13 protein-coding genes and 9 tRNA genes are annotated in these 17,935 nt (G+C 70.9%); 18 read left to right on the top strand and 4 right to left on the bottom strand.

Translation table 11 applies throughout. The features are described from left to right. Positions 1-22 precede the first annotated feature (22 nt). The 4 genes from WME75_RS29560 (at position 23) to WME75_RS29545 (ending at position 4,558) form a co-directional block, all read left to right on the top strand. Positions 23-1,036: a DUF2169 family type VI secretion system accessory protein gene (locus WME75_RS29560; RefSeq protein WP_437478002.1), complete on the top strand. Its 1,014-nt coding sequence runs from the start codon at positions 23-25 to the stop codon at positions 1,034-1,036. Then, a complete protein-coding gene (locus WME75_RS29555; protein ID WP_437477999.1) occupies positions 1,033-2,076 on the top strand; it encodes a beta-ketoacyl synthase N-terminal-like domain-containing protein in 1,044 nt (347 codons plus the stop codon). Before WME75_RS29560 ends, WME75_RS29555 begins: the two co-directional genes overlap by 4 nt. Beyond that, on the top strand, positions 2,073-2,447 hold the full coding sequence (locus tag WME75_RS29550; protein ID WP_437477996.1) for a PAAR-like domain-containing protein: 375 nt from the start codon (positions 2,073-2,075) through the stop codon (positions 2,445-2,447). Before WME75_RS29555 ends, WME75_RS29550 begins: the two co-directional genes overlap by 4 nt. A gap of 77 nt (positions 2,448-2,524) precedes the next feature. Next, complete coding sequence (locus WME75_RS29545) at positions 2,525-4,558, top strand: hypothetical protein (protein WP_437477993.1); 2,034 nt, start codon at positions 2,525-2,527, stop codon at positions 4,556-4,558. A gap of 116 nt (positions 4,559-4,674) precedes the next feature. On the opposite strand, the gene WME75_RS29540 is transcribed toward WME75_RS29545, so the two are convergent. The 4 genes from WME75_RS29540 to WME75_RS29525 all read right to left on the bottom strand — a co-directional run bounded on the left by WME75_RS29540 (position 4,675) and on the right by WME75_RS29525 (position 8,473). Further along, the gene (locus WME75_RS29540) at positions 4,675-6,966 is read right to left on the bottom strand and encodes a hypothetical protein (protein WP_437477990.1); all 2,292 of its coding nucleotides are present in this window, start codon (positions 6,964-6,966) and stop codon (positions 4,675-4,677) included. 407 nt (positions 6,967-7,373) lie between these two features. Continuing rightward, positions 7,374-7,550 carry a hypothetical protein gene (locus WME75_RS29535; protein WP_437477988.1) on the bottom strand — a complete coding sequence of 59 codons (177 nt, stop codon included), beginning with the start codon at positions 7,548-7,550 and terminating at the stop codon, positions 7,374-7,376. 39 nt (positions 7,551-7,589) lie between these two features. Continuing rightward, complete coding sequence (locus WME75_RS29530) at positions 7,590-7,856, bottom strand: hypothetical protein (protein ID WP_437477985.1); 267 nt, start codon at positions 7,854-7,856, stop codon at positions 7,590-7,592. Next, positions 7,853-8,473: a hypothetical protein gene (locus tag WME75_RS29525; protein ID WP_437477982.1), complete on the bottom strand. Its 621-nt coding sequence runs from the start codon at positions 8,471-8,473 to the stop codon at positions 7,853-7,855. Before WME75_RS29525 ends, WME75_RS29530 begins: the two co-directional genes overlap by 4 nt. 50 nt (positions 8,474-8,523) lie before the next feature. Here WME75_RS29525 and WME75_RS29520 point away from each other — a divergent pair, with 50 nt between their 5' ends. From WME75_RS29520 to WME75_RS29455, 14 genes are all read left to right on the top strand, one after another. After that, the gene (locus tag WME75_RS29520) at positions 8,524-10,188 is read left to right on the top strand and encodes a Ppx/GppA phosphatase family protein (RefSeq protein ID WP_437477979.1); all 1,665 of its coding nucleotides are present in this window, start codon (positions 8,524-8,526) and stop codon (positions 10,186-10,188) included. A gap of 206 nt (positions 10,189-10,394) precedes the next feature. Then, positions 10,395-11,873, top strand: coding sequence for a hypothetical protein (locus WME75_RS29515; RefSeq protein ID WP_437477977.1), 1,479 nt, complete (start codon positions 10,395-10,397; stop codon positions 11,871-11,873). A 161-nt stretch (positions 11,874-12,034) separates the two neighbouring features. After that, entirely contained in the window at positions 12,035-12,448 is a 414-nt protein-coding gene (locus tag WME75_RS29510; protein WP_437477975.1) for a hypothetical protein, read from the top strand. Between the two features lie 141 nt (positions 12,449-12,589). Then, a complete protein-coding gene (locus WME75_RS29505) occupies positions 12,590-13,663 on the top strand; it encodes a protoporphyrinogen/coproporphyrinogen oxidase (protein WP_437477972.1) in 1,074 nt (357 codons plus the stop codon). A 1,052-nt stretch (positions 13,664-14,715) separates the two neighbouring features. Then, positions 14,716-14,789, top strand: a tRNA-Lys gene (locus tag WME75_RS29500). 153 nt (positions 14,790-14,942) lie between these two features. After that, a tRNA-Asn gene (locus WME75_RS29495) sits at positions 14,943-15,014 on the top strand. Between the two features lie 103 nt (positions 15,015-15,117). After that, positions 15,118-15,190, top strand: a tRNA-Pro gene (locus WME75_RS29490). Between the two features lie 12 nt (positions 15,191-15,202). Next, positions 15,203-15,277 (top strand) — tRNA-His (locus WME75_RS29485). 97 nt (positions 15,278-15,374) lie between these two features. Beyond that, on the top strand, positions 15,375-17,054 hold the full coding sequence (locus tag WME75_RS29480; protein WP_437477969.1) for a TROVE domain-containing protein: 1,680 nt from the start codon (positions 15,375-15,377) through the stop codon (positions 17,052-17,054). A gap of 84 nt (positions 17,055-17,138) precedes the next feature. Beyond that, a tRNA-Arg gene (locus tag WME75_RS29475) sits at positions 17,139-17,210 on the top strand. Between the two features lie 75 nt (positions 17,211-17,285). Beyond that, positions 17,286-17,406 (top strand) — tRNA-OTHER (locus tag WME75_RS29470). 7 nt (positions 17,407-17,413) lie between these two features. Continuing rightward, a tRNA-Asp gene (locus tag WME75_RS29465) sits at positions 17,414-17,485 on the top strand. A 173-nt stretch (positions 17,486-17,658) separates the two neighbouring features. After that, positions 17,659-17,732 (top strand) — tRNA-Gly (locus WME75_RS29460). 96 nt (positions 17,733-17,828) lie between these two features. Continuing rightward, a tRNA-Glu gene (locus WME75_RS29455) sits at positions 17,829-17,902 on the top strand. The last annotated feature ends 33 nt before the right edge of the window (positions 17,903-17,935 follow it).

The following is a 17,935-nucleotide window of genomic DNA, read 5'->3' as shown; positions in this document are numbered from 1 at the left end:
GGCAGCCATGGATGCGCCGCGTGTGGACAACAGAACCGACTTCGTCGCTGCGCCGTTCCTGCTCGTCGGCAAGGACGGGGAGCGCCTCGTCGTCGTGGTGAAAGCGACGTTCGTGCGGGTCGTGGGGCAGACCGAGCTCGAGCTCTCGGACAGGGCGCAGCGGCGCCGGATCCGCAGCGCCGACGTGCCCTGGGGTGATCCGGAGAAGAGCAGCATCAAATATCCAGCGGACCTGTGCATCGCGAAGCCAGGCACGGACGTCATCGTGGTGGCGGCGGCGCATGCGCCCGGCGGAAGACCCGCTCCCTTTTTCGATGCCGGCGTGCGGCTCGGGCATCTGGAGAAGGTCGTCCGTATCTTCGGGCTGCGTGTCTGGGAGGCGAAGGGCGCCGGGCTGACGGAGCCGCACCCCACGACCGGGATCGAGGTGCGGTACGACTACGCATGGGGCGGGCTCGATCCGAGCGATCCGTCGCGTCCTGTCGAGGAGCCGCGGAATCCGGTGGGGATGGGGATCGCGCGCGATCCTGTAGCGCTGACGCACAAGCCTGCTCCGTTCATCGAGGATCCGGCGGATCTCATCGGCTCGGTGAGCACGCGCCCGGCCCCTGCGGGGCTCGGCGCGACCGGCCGGCACTGGGAGCCGCGGCGGCGTTATCTGGGGACCTATGACGCTGCCTGGCGCACGGAGCGCGCGCCGCTCTTGCCCCTGGATCACGACGACCGCGCCAATCTGTGCGCCTCACCAGGGCTCATCGCGACCCCGTCGCTGCGCGGGGGAGAGGACGTGGCCTTGCTCAACCTCACGCCGGGAGGGGGAACGACGGTCTTCCGGCTCCCCAGGATCGTCATCGAGATCGCGATGAGGGCGAGGGGGCGTGCGCCTGAGGTCCTCTTGCCCGATGTCGATACGGTCCTGGTCGACGCGCTCGCGCCGTCGGGCGTGGTCGTCGAGCTCGTGTGGCGGGCGGCGTTCCGGCCGCCGCGGCGCATGAAGGATGTCGACGTCGTCGTGACCGAGACGGAGGCCGCGTGAGCAGGGTGGGGATCGTCAAGGTGGGGGCACGGACGCCGATCGGCCTGAACGCCCGGCAGACGGGCTTCCTGCTGCGCGCGGGCTTCCCGGCGATCGCCGAGGCGCCGCTCGCGAGCTCGGCGGGCGAGGCGATCACGATGGGGTTCGTACCGACGATCGATCCGCGCATCGTGGGGCCGGAGCGGCTCGTCCTGCTCGCGGCGCCCGCGCTCGAGGAGGCGGCCTCGTTGATCCGCGACGAGAGGACCCTCGTGCAGCTCGCGGTGGATGAGGCAGTCGCGGACGCGCCGGCGGCGACGCAGCTCCTCGCGGCCGTCGTGGAGCGCTCGATGCCGGCAGCGACCGTGGACATCGTCGCCGGAGGGGAGGCAGCCTTGGGACGGCTCTTGACCGACGCGCTGGATGCGCTCGCGTCGGGGCGGGTCGACGCGGTGATCCTGGGCGGCGTCCACAGCGATTACGACCCGCTCACGATCGCGGCGCTCGAGGAGAGCGGGCGGCTCTTTTCTCCGGATAACCTCGACGCGCGTATCCCGGGGGAAGCTGCGGCGTTCTTCGTGCTGATGCGCGACGCGGACACGGACCGAAAGGGGCTCCGGGCGCTGGCGCGCGTGCTGGGTGTGGGGACCGGGAGGGAGCGCGCAGGGCCGCACGACGACGCGCCGGCCTACGAGGCGTTTGGACTGACCAGCGCGACGCAGCAGGCGGCCGCGCAGCTCTCGCGGGCAGGGGAGACGGCGGGGTGGATGTTGACCGATCTCACGGGCGAGATGCGGCGGCTCCGCGAGTGGCAGGCCGCGTTCGTCAGGGTGCAGGATGTGCTCGGTCGCCCCTATGTTATCGAGTCTCCAGCGCAGCGCATCGGCTACCTCGGAGCCGCGGCGATACCGCTATTTGTCGCGATCGCGGCGACAGCGTGGGAGCACGGGTATGCGCCGTCGCGCGTGGCGCTCGCGACGGCGGGGAACGACGGTGGGGAGCGGGCCGCGGTGGTGCTCGCGAGCGCATCACGAAGGTCGGAGCGGGAGGAGTGGGCATGAGCATCACAGCTTGCATGATGGATTGCATCACGGCGGAGTCTGGGCACCAGATGGTCCCGCTGGCGGTCAGCGTGTGTACGACGCCGGCCGCGCCGAGCCCGGTTCCGGTGCCGTATCCGGTGTTCGCGAGCTCGGCCGAGGGGATCAAGAACGCTCCGGTACGAACGAAGATGGGCGGTGCAAAGATCCTGACGGTGGGGGCGAGCTTCAAGGCGTGCCACGGCAATGAGCCAGGGACATTGAAGGAGGTGATCAGCCTGAACACCGGCGGGCCGTCGTTCATCGTGATGGGAGCGCCGATCGTGTTCGTGGAGCTGGGCATGGTGGGGATCACGGGCAGCCCAGGGTTCTTGAACAAGGGAGGGCTCTGATTCATGTCGAGCGGCGCCGGACGCGGCGATCACGCATGGGACGTACGCATGGCAGGCGTCGGGTAAGGCGGCCGGACATGTCCGACGATCTCCCCGCCTTCGACGCTGGCGCGCCCTGGGTTCAGCACCTGGAGCGCGCGCACACGCTCATTCACGCGGTCGCGCGCTTCATCGAAGGACAGCGTGAGCCGAGCGCCTATCTCGCGCCCGCGGCGCGCAAGATCGAGATAGGCCTCGGCGCGCTGTACGATGCGTTTGATGGCCGCGCCGACCGCGTGACGGCCGTAAGTCGTGCGCACGGGCATGTCTGGGCGGCCGCCGTTCTCTTGGCCCGCGCGGGTCTGCCTCCTGTGCTCGCTTCGCTCCGGGACGCGTGCGCAGAGCTCGTCGCCGCCGAGGAGCGGTTCTCCCGTGTGCCGCACGCCAGAGCGGGCGCTGCCCGGCTTCGGGCGGGCGTCGATCGTCCGCCGTTGCACCTCGTCGAGCGGCCTTCACTCGTGCCATCGTTGCGTGCGCCGAAGGTGCCTGAGCCTGAGCCTGAAGCACGAGAGCCGGCGCTGATGGAGCCGAGGACGTTCGATGACCTCACCGCCGTGGCGGAGGCGATGCGCCGCCTGGCACGAGAGCGGACGAAGGCACTTCTTCGTCCGGCGAGCCCAGCGCCGGCGCGGGCGAAGCTGGGCCCGGCGGGGGAAGCGGCACCTCCCGGGTTTGCATTCGCGCCGCCGGCCGTGATCTCGGAAGGTGACTTCGTTCGTCGCTGGTCGCGCGCGTGCTTCGAGGAGATTGGGATGCTCGGAGTCCAGCGGGCGCCGCTCCCGGGGGACGACTGGCGGTCGTGTCAAACGCTGGAGCTGCGCTTGGTTGCTGCCATCGACGCTCTTGCCGCGCTCGGTTCGATGGCGATCGCGCAGATCGAGCCGTTGGCCATGGATGCGCCGACGGTCGACCCCATGCGCGTCTTTGCCGCTGCGATGATCGGCGGGTGCCTGGAGGGGCGCGATTCGCTCGCCTGTGCCGAACGGGTGCTGTTCCGGTTCGGCCCAGGCGAGCGGGTCGTCGCCGAGGCGTTTGTATCGGCCATGAAGCTCGCGCAGAACCCGTTCTTGCCGAATTGCCTGCGGGCCTTGTCGACATCCGCCGAGCGCGGATGCCGGGCGATCGGAGTGGAGGTGCTGGCGTACCGCGGCTGGCTCACCCCCGCGGAGCTCGAGGAGCTGAGCGAGGAGGAGGATCCGCGCGTCTTCGCGCTCGGGCTGTCTGCGCTCGCTGCGGCGAGACATCCTCGCTGCGAACAGGCGCTCGAGCGGGCGCTCGCGCACGAGCTCCTCGACGTCCAGGCGGCGGCGCTCGATGCCATGATGATCGCGGCGCACCGGCGCACGGTCGAGGCTGCGCGCAGGGCGGCGCAAGCGGCGCTCGGCGATCGGGCGCTGGTGCGGCTGGCGCTGGTCGCCGGCGAGGAGGACGCGTGGTGGTTGCTCGAGCGCATGCAGCGCTGTCCAACGCCTGCCGCTGTCGAGGCCGTGGGGTGGGCCGGGCTCGTGGAGGCGATCCCGAGCTTGCTGGACCTGCTCGAGTCGGAGGCGGAAGCGGTGACGCTCGCCGCCGGCTCCGCGCTCGAGCGGCTGCTCGGCGCCAACCTCGTGAAGGAGGTGGAGGTCGACCCGGAGGCGTTCCAGGATGTCGTGGTGATCGATCCGAACCCAGAGCCGTTCCGCGGGCGTCGTCCGCTTGGAGAGCTGGTGAGTGATCCGCGCGACCGCCCGCCGGTCGGGTCGAGAGAGACGCTGGATGTGCCGTCGACAGATCCTGCGCACTGGCGGACGTACTGGTCGGAGCACAAGGGGCGCTTTGGCCCGAGACAGCGGCTGCGGCGAGGGAAGAGGTACTCGCCCTCGGTGTCGGTGGTTGAGCTGTCGAGGCTCTCGCTCCCGGTCGAGGATCGGAGGCGGTTGTGCAGGGAGCTCGCGGCACAGACAGGGAAATGGACGCATTTCGATCCGCACGACTTCGTGGCGGACCAGGAGCGGTGCTTGGGGGTATGGCGCGCGATCGTCCAGGCGACGAGGGAAGCGCCGGGGACCTGGGGACAGCAGCATAGAGTCTAGGGGAGCGCTCGGCCCGCCGCTCGCGGAGTCTGCGTGTCAGCGCGGCTCGCCGGCGCTCGCGTTCGCCCGGCATGGCTGCCGGAGTGAACGCCGCCGCCGTGCGTTTCCACGCCGCGCTACTGGTCGGCGGTGTCGCCGGAGCAGATGACGAACTGCGTCGCGCCGTCGCGGGCTTCACCGTCGCCGGTGAACCGGACCTGCCGGCGCTCGGTGGACGGGCACCTGGCGACGACCTCGTCCTTGCCGAGGCCGAGCCGCGGGTCGACATAGCACCACCCGTGCACCTTCTCGCCTCCGACCTCGACCGGCGCCGGCGGAATCGTCTCCTGGCAGGCCTTGAGCTCGGCCGGGTCGCCGAGCTGCTCGACCTCGCAGACGCAGTTCCAGCCGTTCGCCGCCGCGACCGGATCGTCGAGCACCATCCGCTCGGCGGCGAGGTTCTCCGTGGGCACCTTCCGCCGCGCCGCGAGCCCGTCGCAGCTGCACTGCCCGTCGGCCACGCTTCGCGCCTCGAGGACCAGGCAGCTGACCTGTCCGGCCTCGTTCGGCTGGAGGGCGCGGGGCAGGCACTGCCCGCCGAGCCTCGTCTTCAGGCGATCGACGATCGCGCCGATCGCCGGCCGATAGCCGAAGTCGGAGTCACCCGGCGCCGAGTCCTTGAGCTGCGCCGGGCACACCGAGCCGACGATGCCCTGTTCCCCGAGGTCCCGGATGAGCTCGAGCTGCCGCAGGCCCGGATAGGCCTTCGCATGGACCTGGAGCTCGCTGTCGGTGCCGTCCGGGTTGTCCTCGCACAGAGGGCTATTCCGGTCTGCCCCGTCGTTCGCGCAGTCTCCGCCTCGCGTGGGCGCGAGCAGCGGGAAGGTGCAGGCGAACTGGAGGTCGCCGAAATCCGTCCTGGGATTCCACTCATGGCCGTTGATCTCGTTTGCGTTGTCCGGCGAGTCCGGGCCAGCGATGCGCGTCCCGGTGATCGGGTTTTCGCCCTGGCGGGGGGCCGGCGACTCGATCATGTGGGGGTCCGCGGGAGGGCGGCGCGCCTTGGGATCGCCGAGGATGATGTCCCAGGTGCTCGAGAAGCCGGCGTTCGGGGCGCTCAGCTCCTCGGCGCTCTGGAAGCCGCCGATCGGATTGCCTTCCCCGTCCTTGCCTCTCCGGAGGTCGGGCTGGCCCGCGTCGTTCCGGCGCGCGATGTCCTGCCAGGGGACGCCCACGAGGCCCGCGAAGAAGACGAGCTCCGGCGGCCGAACCGTGCTGTTCTCGTCGGTCGGATCGAGATCCGAGAAGATCGGGTTATCGACGAGATCGCCCTCGTGATCCTCGATCCGCGCCTCCGTGAGCGCCTTCGTGTAGCGGTCGATCGGGTAGAGCAGGTTGGCCCCGAACCGCCGCTTCTGGTCGAAGCAGCGCAGGTTGTTCGCGTCCTCTTTCACGTCGAGCGGCGCGATCCTGCCCCCTTCGGTGCAGGTCTCATCGACCGGGCACTCGCCCCTCTCCGACGCGCACGACCGGCAGCACGGGTCATCTGGGCCTTTCGTCTCGCACTCCCTGCGCGGCCGGGGCATCCGGCTCGACCTCGCTACCCAGAAGGCCGTCCCGCCCTCGCGGATGGAACAGTCGTTCTCGTCCGACAGCATGATGATCGCGAGGAGCGAGTCCGGCCGGAGGAACGCCTTGCGCTGCTCCAGCAACGTCGTGTCCAGCCCTTCCCGCACCGCGTTGTCGTTCACCTCCACGATCTTGTCGTGGGGCGCAGGATCCGCGAGGAACCGGTACCAGCTCTCCAGCTGCGACTCGTAGCCGCACCCGACGTCGCCCACGCCTCTGACCATGTTCGTCAGCGTCGGCACGAGGCCGCCACCCTGGCCGTCGTCGAGGATGGACTCGCCCGCTGGGGTCAGCTTCTGCTCCGGGTCCCAGGCGAGGAAACCCTTGTCTCGATAGGTCGGCAGCTCGTTGTCGTCGTCCGTGTCGCTCCTGGCGATGAGGTGCCCCTTGTCGTTGTTGGAGGGGTGCTTCTCCGCCCCCTCGCACGGGCCCGCCGCGCCGTGGTCGCCGAGGCTCGTGCTGATGATCCCGATGTGGATGTCGAGGACGGGCTCGAACTCGCGCTCCGTGCCGCTCGGGCAGCTGCCGTTCATCGGCGGGGACGATTCCGTGGGCACCAGCGGATTGATGCACCGGGGGTCGACCAGGCGCCTCACGAGGTCGGGTACGGCCAGCGCGAGGATGTCCTGCTTGTCCTTCATCGACGCCGAGTTGTCGATGGTCAGGAGGAGATCGATCTTGTCGACGCGCTGCGGGAGCCGCTCGACGACGGTGCCAGTCGTGCGCGTATCTTGATGGGCGATGGGGCGGCTCAGGCACCCCGAGATGAGCGATGTCCCGCCCACGACGAGAGAGCTCATGAGCAACGCCGCTGCGCGGGCAGCGGGGGACGGAGGGCGAACGGCCATGGATCCTTCCTTGCGCGAGAGATGGAGTGGGCCCTTCGCGCGTCGCACACGGCGCGCGCGCGCTGCGCCGGCGCGCCTGTCTCGCGCGGAGTGGATGACAGGCCGCCAGGCGATCGCGAGTCAGACGCGGAGAGGGGGTGTTCTCTTGGCTGTGTGGCGAGAGGAGCGCGACGCCATCACGAAAAATGCAGGAAGCGCAGGGAGGGCGGCGCGGCCGCCGCCTCGCGCAGGGGCGGCGCGGCCGTCGCCCGGAGCGGACGCGGCTCGCGCCTGTCGGTCATGGCGCTGTAAAATTGTAACAAAGAACGGAAATCAAGGAGGCCGGGCGCCGAGGGGGCGCCGTCGGCCAGCGTCGGAGCTCAGCTCTCGGCGGGGGCGGCCGTCTCGGCGCCAGCGACGGGCGGCGCGTACTGCGCGAGGAATTTGCTCCAGCGCTTGGTCTTGCGGCCGGGCTTGCGGGAGCTCTGGGCGCTCCTCTCCTGCTTCTGGGCGACTTTGAGGGTGAGGTGCTGGTGCTGGCGCGTAGGGCGATACATGGCGGCGGATATGCTCGAAGGCGCAGCGCGCCGCAAGCCTCAACGCGACGGAAGCCGCGCCCGCTCGTCACGCTCCGGCCCCAGCCGGCCGAAGCTGTGGATGCCGTAGACGAGCACGATGAGCGCGAGCACCGTGAGCCCCATGCCGGCGTCGGACGGCCCGACGCCGACCAGCGCGAGCCCGGCCACGAGGAGCAACCCCCCGCCGCCGAGCGCGCGGCGCGCGCGGCCCTCGGTCGCTGTCGGCTGTCCCCCCCGGCGGCGCGCGGGTCGGCGCGCGCCCTCGTCCTGCTCGCGCGCGCTCACTGGAACTTCTGCGTCCGCGCGTAGGTGATGAAGTCCTGCACGTCGCGCGTCAGCTCGCGCTCGGCCGTGATCGTCGTGCGCTCGTGCGACTCGCCGACGAGATCGTCGTAGAGGTAGTTCTGCTGGTAGAGGAGGACGATGCGGATGGCCCCGTCCGGCCCGCCGCGGACGATGCGCAGCTTCTCGTCCCGGCCGTTCGGCGGCGGGATCGCGGCGCCGAGCGTCTGGGCGTCCTCCTCGGTCACGTAGACGACGCCGTACGAGCGGCTCTGCACGCCGACGTCGATGCGGACCTTGGCCCCGCTCACGAGATCGATCTGGCGCCCGAGCACCGGCTTCGCGCCCTCGTGCGCCATCGCCCGGCGGATCACCTCGATCGCCCGGCGCTCGTCGAGGGAGCGCAGCGGGTTCGGCGCGCGCGCCTCACCGCCGCCGCAGCCGGCGAGCGCGAGCGCCGCGGCCGCGATCCCGAGCGCGGCGCGCGCCGCCTCGCGCGCCCGGCCGAGGAGACGGGGCGCGCCCCGGGCAGACCCGGGCGCGAGCGCGCGCTCTGAAGACCGATGCTGAAGGGGACCGAGATGGTGGGCCCCCGACCCGCGTTGAAGCTTCCTCCACATGAGCGGCATGAGAGTAGCCAACAGCCCGGAGCTTCGCTACTTCTCCCGACATGGCGCGGCTCGCTGCGATCGATATTGGATCCAACGCCATCCGGCTGCGCATCGTCGACGTCGATCCTCCAGCGCTCGGGGCGTTCGGCGCCGGCCGGGAGCCGGCGCTCGCCGGGGGCCCGGCCGGGGCGCATGACGCGCCGCGCTTCCACCCGTTCCGCGACGTCCACGCGGATCGCGCGCCCGTGCGCCTCGGGCACGACGTGTTCACGAAGGGGCGGCTCGAGTCGGGGGTGATCGGCGCCGCCTGCGAGGCGCTCCGGCGCTTCCGTACGGCGATGGAGGCCGCCAAGGTCGACCGCTACCGCGCCGTGGCGACGAGCGCCGCGCGCGAGGCCCAGAACGGCGACCTCTTCGTCGAGCGCGCCGCGCGTGAGGCCGGCGTCCACGTCGAGGTCATCGAGGGCGTCGAGGAGGCGCGCCTCGTCCAGCTCGCCGTCTGCGAGCGCGTCCCGCTCGGCGAGCGGACCGCGCTGCTGATCGACATCGGCGGCGGCTCCACCGAGCTCACGCTGCTGCGCGGCCGCGGGGCGGTCTTCTCGCGCTCGCTCCCCGTGGGGACGGTGCGGATGGTCGAGGCCTTCCTCGAGGATCGCCGCCCGGTCGACGCGGGGCACCGGCGGCTCGTCGAGGAGTACGTCGACCGCGTCATGGCCGACGCCACGCGCGAGATCGTGGAGCTGCTCGGCGAGGGCTCGGGCTCGGGGGTCGATCTGCTCGTCGGTACGGGCGGCAACATCGAGACGCTCGCGGACCTCTGCCCCATGCCGGGCGCGCCCGTGGAGGGGCGGGCGATCGACGTGGCCGCGATGTCGCGCCTGCTCGACGACCTGGCGTCGAAGACGCCCGAGGAGCGCGCGCAGGTCTACGGCCTGCGTCCGGACCGCGCCGACACCATCGTCCCCGCCGCGACGATCCTGACCCGCATCGTCCGGACGTTCGCGCAGCCGCTCATCGTCGCGCCCGGCGTCGGGCTGAAGGAGGGCGTGCTCGTCGACCTCGCCCACGCGCACTTCCTCGGGCCCGACTTCCGCGGCGAGGCCGCCGCCGTCAGCGACGCCTGCACCCGGCTCGGCCGCCGCTACCACTTCGACGAGCAGCACGGCGCGCTCGTGGCCCGCTTCGCCGAGCGGCTCTTCGACGACCTCGCGCCGCGCCACCGCCTCGGCCAGCGCGACCGGATCCTCCTGCGCGCGGCGGCCCTGCTCCACGACATCGGCGACTTCGTCCGCTACGAGGGGCACCACAAGCACAGCTATTACATCATCGCCCACAGCGACCTCATGGGCCTGACCCCGGAGGAGCGCGCGATCGTCGCGAACATCGCGCGCTACCACAGGAAGTCGCCGCCCAGCATGGACCACGACAACTTCCGCGCGCTCTCGCGCGACGCGCGCGCCAAGGTCAAGACGATGGCGTCGATCCTCCGCATCGCCGACGCGCTCGATCGCGAGCATCGGGCCAAGGTCGTGGACGTGAGCGGCCGCATCGAAGACGACACGCTGGTGCTCGAGGTGCAGGGCGCGGAGGACCGAGCGCTCGAGGAGTGGACGGTCGTCGCGAAGGCGGGGATGCTGCGCGACGCGCTCGGCCTCGATGTGCGGATGGTCGACGCCACGCCGAGATCGCTCCCGCCCCCGGCCGCCGCGACCGCGGGCGGCTGACGCGACGGGGGCCGCCGCGAACGCGCGCGGATGGCGCGCGAAAAAAATCGTCGCGACCTTTGCGCGGAACCCTGCGCGTCACCATGTAGGTCAGCACGGGGGAAGTTGTGCCTCCGAAAACGAGCGCGGCGACGCCGTGCCAGCGGTCGCGGCGGTGCCGCGAGCGAGGGCGGCTGCGCCGCCGCGGAACGAGGGGCGAGCGACCGTTGACGCTGAAATCTCCAAAGCTGATGGAGGCCCGCCGCGCCGCCGGCATCCTGGAGTCCGCCCTGCGCGGGCACACCGGCGATCTGACGCTCGCCGACGCCTCGGCCAGGAGCGGCCTGCCGCTGCGCGACGCCGAGAGCGGCCTGCACCTGCTCGTCAGCGAGTACCGCGGGCACCTCAAGGCGACGTCCGAAGGCGAGCTGCTCTTCCGCTTCCCGCACGGCTTCACCAAGCCGTGGGTGACCCGCACGCGGATCGAGCGCGCGCTCGGGGCCGTCCTCCGCGGCGCCGCCGGCGTGGCCCGCTTCGTCGTGCGCGCGTGGATCGCGATCGTCCTGATCGCGTACGTCGTGATCTTCGTCGGGATCCTGCTCGCCCAGCTGTTCGCCCGATCGAGCAGCGACTCGCGCGATCACGGCAGCTTCTCCGGATCGTTCGCGGGCTACTTCCTCTTCCGGATGATCTTCGACGCGATCTTCTGGACGTTCCACCCGTTCTCGCCGTTCGTGTGGACGGCCGATCCGCCGTGGTCCTCGTCGCACGGCCGCCGCGGGGCGTTCGGGCAGCGCCGGGACGAGACGCCGTTCTACGAGAAGGTGAACCGGTTCTTCTTCGGACCGACGCCGGCGCCGCCCGATCCGCTGGAGAACGAGAAGCTCATCCTGGCCGAGATCCGCGCGCAGCGGGGCCGGATCGGGCTCGCCGACGTGATGCGCGTGACGGGGCTGTCGCGCGACGAGGCGGACCCGCTGATGGCGCGGCTGATGCTCGACTACGACGGCACGGTCGACGTGTCGGAGGAGGGGGGCATCGTCTACCGGTTCGAGGCGATCCGGCGGACGGCGGCCGGGGCGCCGTCGCGGGCGCCGGCGCCCGTCTGGGCGAAGCGTGAGGAGCTGCCGCCGCTCACCGGGAACGGCCCGGGGGCGAACGCGCTCATCGTGGCGCTCAACGGGTTCAACCTGCTGATGAGCCTCTACGCCCTCGGGGCGAACCTCACGCTGGACAACCTCGGGCTCCTGGCCCGCGGGGTGCCGATGGCGGAGTTGCCCCCCACGGGGACGGCGGTGGCCCTCGGGGTGGTGCCGCTCGTCTTCTCGCTCGCGCTCTTCGCGCTGCCGCTCGGCCGCGCGCTCCTGCGCCCGCTGAAGCGGCGGCGGCTCGCCCGGCGGAACGCCCGGCGGGCGGTGCTGCAGGCGATCCTCACCCGCATCGGCGCCAGGCAGGGCCGGGAGCCGATCACGGAGGCCGTGCTCCAGCGGGCCTGGCAGGACGCGGCGGGAGAGGCGCCGCGCTCGGAGGAGATCACCCGCGAGGTGGTCGCGCTCGGGGGCGACGTGGATCTCGAGGCGGGCGAGGGGATCCGGTACCGGTTCCCCGATCTGGAGACCGAGGCGAAGGCCATCGAGGCCGAGCGGGAGGCGGCCTCCGAGGAAGAGGCGCGCCCCGGGAAGGTGATCTTCTCGTCCGACGCGTGAGCGCCCGACGCGTGAGCGCCGCCTCGGGCGGTTTTGTCCTCTGGAGGCGGCCGCAGACAAAGCGCCATTGGCGTGGGCGCGCGTACGGGGCCGCACCGCACGAATTCGCCGTTCATTGACGCGCTCTGGCTCGGACGTCTACGGTACGATTAATTTCGCTCATGTACTCCGTTGACAACAGAGCCGGTCGTCTCATCGAGGTGAGGCTCGCCTCACCGCTCCCGGCTGGTGAGGTCGACGCGTGCATCGCCAGGATCCAGGGCATCGTGACCCAGAACCGGCACGGGGCTGTGGTGTGCATCGAGCTGCTCCAGGTCGACGTGCTCGCGCCCGAGAGCGCCGAGAAGTTCCTGGAGATGATGCGCGTCCAGAACGCGACGGTGCATCGGACGGTCTACCTGCTGCCGGTGGCGAACGCGATCCTGGGTCTCCAGGTCGAGCGGCTCATCCGGGACGCGCACAACTCGAGCCGAAAGGCGTTTCGTGACACCACCTCGCTCGAGGCCTGGCTCGTCCCGGTGATGACGATGGTGGAAGCGCAGCAGCTCAGGAAGTTCCTGTCGCAGCTCGGCTGAGGCTGACGCCGCGCCGGGCACGCCGGGCACTACAGCCACCTTGTGGAGCGGCCCTGAAGAGCGCGATCGGGGCCAATCGACCTCCATGGGGTCGCGGCCGAGCGTGCCTCTCGTGGCGCCGCGTCGTGGTATAGGGGTGCGATGCGACGCATCGCCATCGTCGGAGGCGGTCTGGCCGGGTGCATCGTCGCGTTCAGGCGAGCGGCGGCGGGCGACCGGGTGACGCTCGTCGAGGCGGCGCCGCGGATCGGCGGGCAGCTCTGGACCGAGCGGACGTCTGGCTTCGTGGTGGAGCACGGCGCCGAGGGGTTCATCGCGCGGAGCGAGGCCGTCCCCGCGCTGGCGGACGCGCTCGGCATCGCCGGCGATCTCGTCGGTCAGGAGACGCACAGGTCGTTCGGCTTCGACGGCGCCGCGCTGCGGGAGCTCGCGCCGGGCGAGGCGGCGGCGTTCCTCGGCTTCCAGGTGCCGCGAGACGAGCTCGGCAAGGGGATCCGGACCTTTCGCCTCGGGATGGCGCAGCTGACCGAGACGCTCGCGCGCGCGCTCGCGAGCGACGAGCGCGTCGACGTGCGCACCTCCGCCGCGGCCGTCTCGCTCGAGCGGGCGGCCGGCGGCTTGCGGCTCGCGCTCGCCGGCGGGGCCGAGATCGACGCCGACGTCGTGGTGATCGCGACCCACGCCGCCGGCGCGGCCGCGCTGCTCGGCGAGCCGGCGCGGGCGCTCCGCGACGCCGAGACGCTCTCCAGCGTGACCGTGTCGCTGGCCTACCCGCGCGCCGCGATCGAGCACCCGCTCGACGGCACCGGCTTCGTCGTCGCCGCGGGGCACCAGGCGCACGGCTTTCGCGCGTGCACGTTCACGACCTCGAAGTTTGCCGAGCGCGCCCCCGCCGGCCATGTCGCGCTTCGCCTCTTCTTCCGCCCCGAGCCGGCGGATCTCGAGCAGATGAACGACGACGCATGGGCGGCCCGCGCCGAGGCCTCGCTCGCGCGCGTGCTGCCCGTGCGCGGGCCCTCCGAGCGCGCGTGGGTCTCGCGCTGGTCGAGCGCGCTCCCGGTCTCCACGCCCGCCCACGCGGCGCGGGTCCGGGAGACCGAGCAGGCGCTCGCCGGCAGCGGCGTGCTCCTCGCCGGCTCGGCGTTCCACGGCTCCGGGATCGACGCGGCCGTGCGCTCCGCCGAGGCGGCCGCGGGGCGCGCCGGCGCCCTGTAGTACCCTGTCGCGCGCTGTAGCGACGTGACGGGGCGCGTGCGAGGCGCCGAGTCGGAGAGGGCTCATGACCTCGAGCGCGCTCCGGTCTTCCGGACGCTTCGTCCGGATCGAGGCCGGCGCCCGATAAGGCACGAGGCGTTCTCCGCGCAGCCACGTTCCGCCGCCTCCGTCCCATGATGCCTGGTGATCGGGCCCGCCGCCGCCCTCGGCATATGCCGGCAAACCTCCGGAAAACCGCGGGATTCCCCGATTGCGCTGACCCGCGCGCTGACCCGCGTCGGAGCCCGGAGAGCCCAGGTATCGACGGCGGCGAAAAAAATGAATCGACTCGAGGAACTTTTCGGTTGCACAGCCCGTCCGAGGGGAGTACTCATTCGGCACAAGAAGGATTCGTTATGTTCAGCCGCCGCGACAACATGCAGAGCATCGCCAGCCAGCCGAAGGTGGGAACGCCTGAAGCGATCGTGGCATGGGAGCATCTGCTGGGTGGCGATTCCTTGGCGCACGACCCCGGACACTCCTGCGGCCTCCGCCCGTCGCGGAAGCTCGGTAACCCGGAGAATAGCGCCTAGAGGCAGCTAAGCACGCGTCGATCCACGACGTTCGCGAAGGCCGCCTCGGGAAACCCAGGCGGCCTTCGGCGTTTTGGGGCTCGTGAGCTGGATGCCCGTTGTGGGCTGCAGGCCCGTTGTGGGCCGTGGCTCCCTTGTGGGCTTCGGGTCCGCTGTGGGGTGCGGGCTGTCGGCTCATGAGGAGAGGGATTGTCTTGCTTGCAAGGCGCGCGAGGTCGTCGCGCGCCGTGGGGGGAATTGCGCCCATGGAAAGGAGGCGCGGTAGAGAATGCGCTGGAGGCATTCGAATCGATAACGAATGACGTTCGGGGGACATGGCGCGCTCGCGGGGGCGCGATCGGGATTCGTGTACGCCCGCTCCGGGCGAGGGATGGCCAGAGCGGCTGTAGATCATCCGCTCTTTCGACGTGGAGGTTCGAGCTCTTCAGAGGAGGATGGCCTGTCGGCGTGGCAGGCGATGCGGAGGTGCGCCCTCCGTGCGGACCCGTAGCTCAAATGGATAGAGCAGCCGCTTCTTAAGCGGACGGCTGGAGGTTCGATTCCTCTCGGGTCCACCCGGCGCACCGCTCGGCGTGAAATGCCGGCGAGCGCGGCGTGAGAGCGCAGAGATCGTCGATGCGCGCTCGTGGATCCCTCTGCGGAGGGGTCGCTCGTTCTGTGACAACCAGGATGTACAATGTAGATGGAGGCGCGCTGCGCCTCCATGTTCCGGTGTAGCTCAATGGTAGAGCGTCCGCCTGTTAAGCGGAGGGTTGGAGGTTCGATCCCTCCCGCCGGAGCCGCGCCCCCGGCGCTCGGAGGGCAGAGCCCGCCTCGCTCACGCGAGGCTCGGGCTCGCCTCCGGGCCCGGGGGCCGTGGGCGCCTGCCGTGGGCAGACGCTCCGGGATGTAGCCCAGTGGAAAGGCGCCTCATCTGGGGTGAGGAGATCCGCCGGTTCGAATCCGGCCATCCCGACGATAGTTTGCGTGGGTGTTACTCTTCTGGTGAAGAGGGCAGGTTGTGACCCTGCGAAGGCGGGTTCGATCCCCGTACGCCCACCCAGGACGGGTCGATTGCGCTCGGTTATCTTTGGTAGATCCTCCGAGCGCGCCGCTTATCCGTCCTCTTTTGCCCGGGCTCTCGGGCCGGAGGTGATGTCATGGCCAATTATCTGAAGCATTTTGCCGCGCTGGTCACCCCGCAGCGGCACAAGGCCCGCGCCGATCAGGCGAAGAACAGCGCCGGTGGCTTCGCCTTCGCCCTCGACGAGTGGGCGAGGCTCGACCGCTGGCTCATCCTCGGCGCGGAGGGGGGGACCTACTACGCGACCGAGCGGAAGCTCACCGTGGAGAACGCCCGCGCCGTCGAGGCCTGCCTCGCCGCGGACGGGCCCCGCGCCGTGCAGCGCCTCGTCGACATCAGCGGCTCGGGGCGAGCGCCGAAGAACGCGCCTGCGATCTTCGCGCTCGCGATGGCCTCGGCCGACCCGAAGATCGAGACCCGGAAGGCTGCCCTCGCGGCCTTGCCCGAGGTATGCCGCACGGGGACGGATCTCTTCCACTTCGCCCGCGACGTGCAGGGGTTCCGCAAGTGGGGGCGCGGGCTCCGGTCCGCCGTCGCTGCCTGGTACAACGGCAAGCCGGTCGACAGGGTCGCGTATCAGGCGATCAAGTACCCGCAGCGCGACGGGTTCAGCCACCGCGATCTCCTGCGGCTCGCGCATCCGGTCGCGCCGACCCCGCAGCACGACGCCCTGTACCGCTGGATCGTCGGCGGCATCGAGGCGCTCGGCAAGGAGTCGGCGCGTGGCAAGGCGCTGCCCCCGGGGGAGCTGCCGGACGCGGTGCGCGCGTTCGAGTCGCTCCGCGCGGCGACGAACCGGAAGCAGGTCACCGCGCTGATCAGGCAGCATCGCTTCACGCACGAGATGCTCCAGACCGAGTGGAAGAACGACCCCGCGGTCTGGGAGGCGCTGCTCGAGCACATGCCGCAGACCGCGCTCCTCCGGAACCTGGGGAAGATGACCGCGATCGGCGTGCTCTCGCCGATGAGCGACGCGTCCCGCAGGGTGGCGCAGCAGCTCACCGACGCCGGCCGCCTGGCCGCGGCGCGGGTCCACCCCGTCGCCGTGCTCTCGGCCCTCAAGGTCTATGAGCAGGGCCACGGCGAGCGCGCTCGCCGGCGCGCCAACGCGCTCTCGTGGACCCCGGTCCGCGAGATCGTCGACGCGCTGAACGAGGCGTTCTACCTCGCGTTCCGGGCGGTCGAGCCGACCAGGAAGAAGCACCTCCTGGCGCTCGACATCTCCGGATCCATGACCAGCGGTAACATCGCTGGTGTCTCCGGCCTGACGCCGCGCGTGGCGAGCGCGGCCATGGCCATGGCGACGGCGAGGATCGAGCGCGAGTACAGCGTGGTCGGCTTCTCGGCGGCGTCGGGCGGGTACGGCGGCAAGTGGGGCGGGGGAGTCTCCGGCCTCTTGCCGCTGTCGATCTCGCCGGAGCAGCGGCTCGATGACGTGCTGCGCGCGGTGGAGGGCCTCCCCTTCGGCGGCACCGACTGCGCTCTGCCGATGATCTGGGCGAAGCGGAACCGGGTGGAGGTCGACTCGTTCGTCATCTACACGGACAACGAGACCTGGGCGGGCGGCGTTCACCCGTTTCAGGCGCTCAGGGACTACCGGCAGGCGATGGGCCGACCGGCGAAGCTTGTCGTCGTCGGCATGACGTCGACCGGCTTCTCGATCGCCGACCCGACGGACCCCGGCATGCTCGATATCGTGGGGTTCGACGGGGCGGCCCCCCAGGTGATGGCGGATTTCACCCGGGGTGCCTCGTGACAGAGAGCGTGACGGACGGGCTCCGCCGGCCCGTCCGTCCGACGCCGGGTGCGGTTCGACTCCAGCGTTCCGCTCCCAGGAGCTGCCCCCGAGCCCGAATGGATAGGGGCCGGCCTACGAAGCCGGTCGATGCGGGTTCGAATCCCGCCGGGGGCGCCGGGATCCCGCCCTCCGTTGTCCGCCCATTGCCCGATACGGGCCGAGGGACGACGGTCCTCGGATCCCGACCTTGCCGCTGTAGCTCAGCCTGGTAGAGCACCTATACCGTTCTCCGCCCGCTTGCCCGACCCGGGCCGAAGGAGGACGGTTATCATTACCTAGGGTGTCGCGGGTTCGAGTCCCGCCGGCGGCGCCGTGTTGCCCTCGTATGCATCTGGTGAGGCAGCCTGATTGTCGATCAGGTGAGGGGAGTTCGATCCTCCTCGGGGGCGCCTCGAGAGCTCTACAGAGCTCCTGCGAGACACTTCTATTCCTGTACGCCCGGCTCCCTCCAAAAAAGAGCGAGCCTGACCCAACGAAACCGACGGACGGCCGTCCAATGGAGCCCATGGAGAAGGAGATGACGATGAAGATCTGACGCGAGAGTCGAGTCGCTGGAGAACCTGCGGTGGTAGCTCAATGGTAGAGTGCGAGCGTGCCAAGCTCGCGACGGGAGTTCGATTCTCCTCCACCGCTCCAGCCACGAGCCGCGCCTCGGGAGAGGACCGCGCCCGCGACGTCGCGGAGCGGGAGCTCCCGCGGCCGGCGGCCGCTATTGCAGGGCTACGTGACCACGTCCCCATCTTGCTAGAGGCTCAGGCGGCCGGATTTTCGCTCCGGAGACGCGGGTTCGAATCCCGCTGGGGACGCCGGGCCGCTCCGCTCGCCTGCGTGCTACTTCG

Source organism: Sorangium sp. So ce1014 (assembly GCF_051521505.1).
GTDB lineage: Bacteria > Myxococcota_A > Polyangia > Polyangiales > Polyangiaceae > Sorangium.
Note: the sequence above shows the minus strand (reverse complement) of the source record. Positions and strands in the feature narration are given on the sequence as shown.

Coding starts and splice junctions, on each gene's coding strand:
- WME75_RS29520 (WP_437477979.1), top strand. CDS start 8,524: ATGGCGCGGCTCGCTGCGATCGATATTGGATCCAACGCCATCCGGCTG.
- WME75_RS29545 (WP_437477993.1), top strand. CDS start 2,525: ATGTCCGACGATCTCCCCGCCTTCGACGCTGGCGCGCCCTGGGTTCAG.
- WME75_RS29480 (WP_437477969.1), top strand. CDS start 15,375: ATGGCCAATTATCTGAAGCATTTTGCCGCGCTGGTCACCCCGCAGCGG.
- WME75_RS29510 (WP_437477975.1), top strand. CDS start 12,035: ATGTACTCCGTTGACAACAGAGCCGGTCGTCTCATCGAGGTGAGGCTC.
- WME75_RS29540 (WP_437477990.1), bottom strand. CDS start 6,966: ATGAGCTCTCTCGTCGTGGGCGGGACATCGCTCATCTCGGGGTGCCTG.
- WME75_RS29535 (WP_437477988.1), bottom strand. CDS start 7,550: ATGTATCGCCCTACGCGCCAGCACCAGCACCTCACCCTCAAAGTCGCC.
- WME75_RS29525 (WP_437477982.1), bottom strand. CDS start 8,473: ATGTGGAGGAAGCTTCAACGCGGGTCGGGGGCCCACCATCTCGGTCCC.
- WME75_RS29550 (WP_437477996.1), top strand. CDS start 2,073: ATGAGCATCACAGCTTGCATGATGGATTGCATCACGGCGGAGTCTGGG.
- WME75_RS29505 (WP_437477972.1), top strand. CDS start 12,590: ATGCGACGCATCGCCATCGTCGGAGGCGGTCTGGCCGGGTGCATCGTC.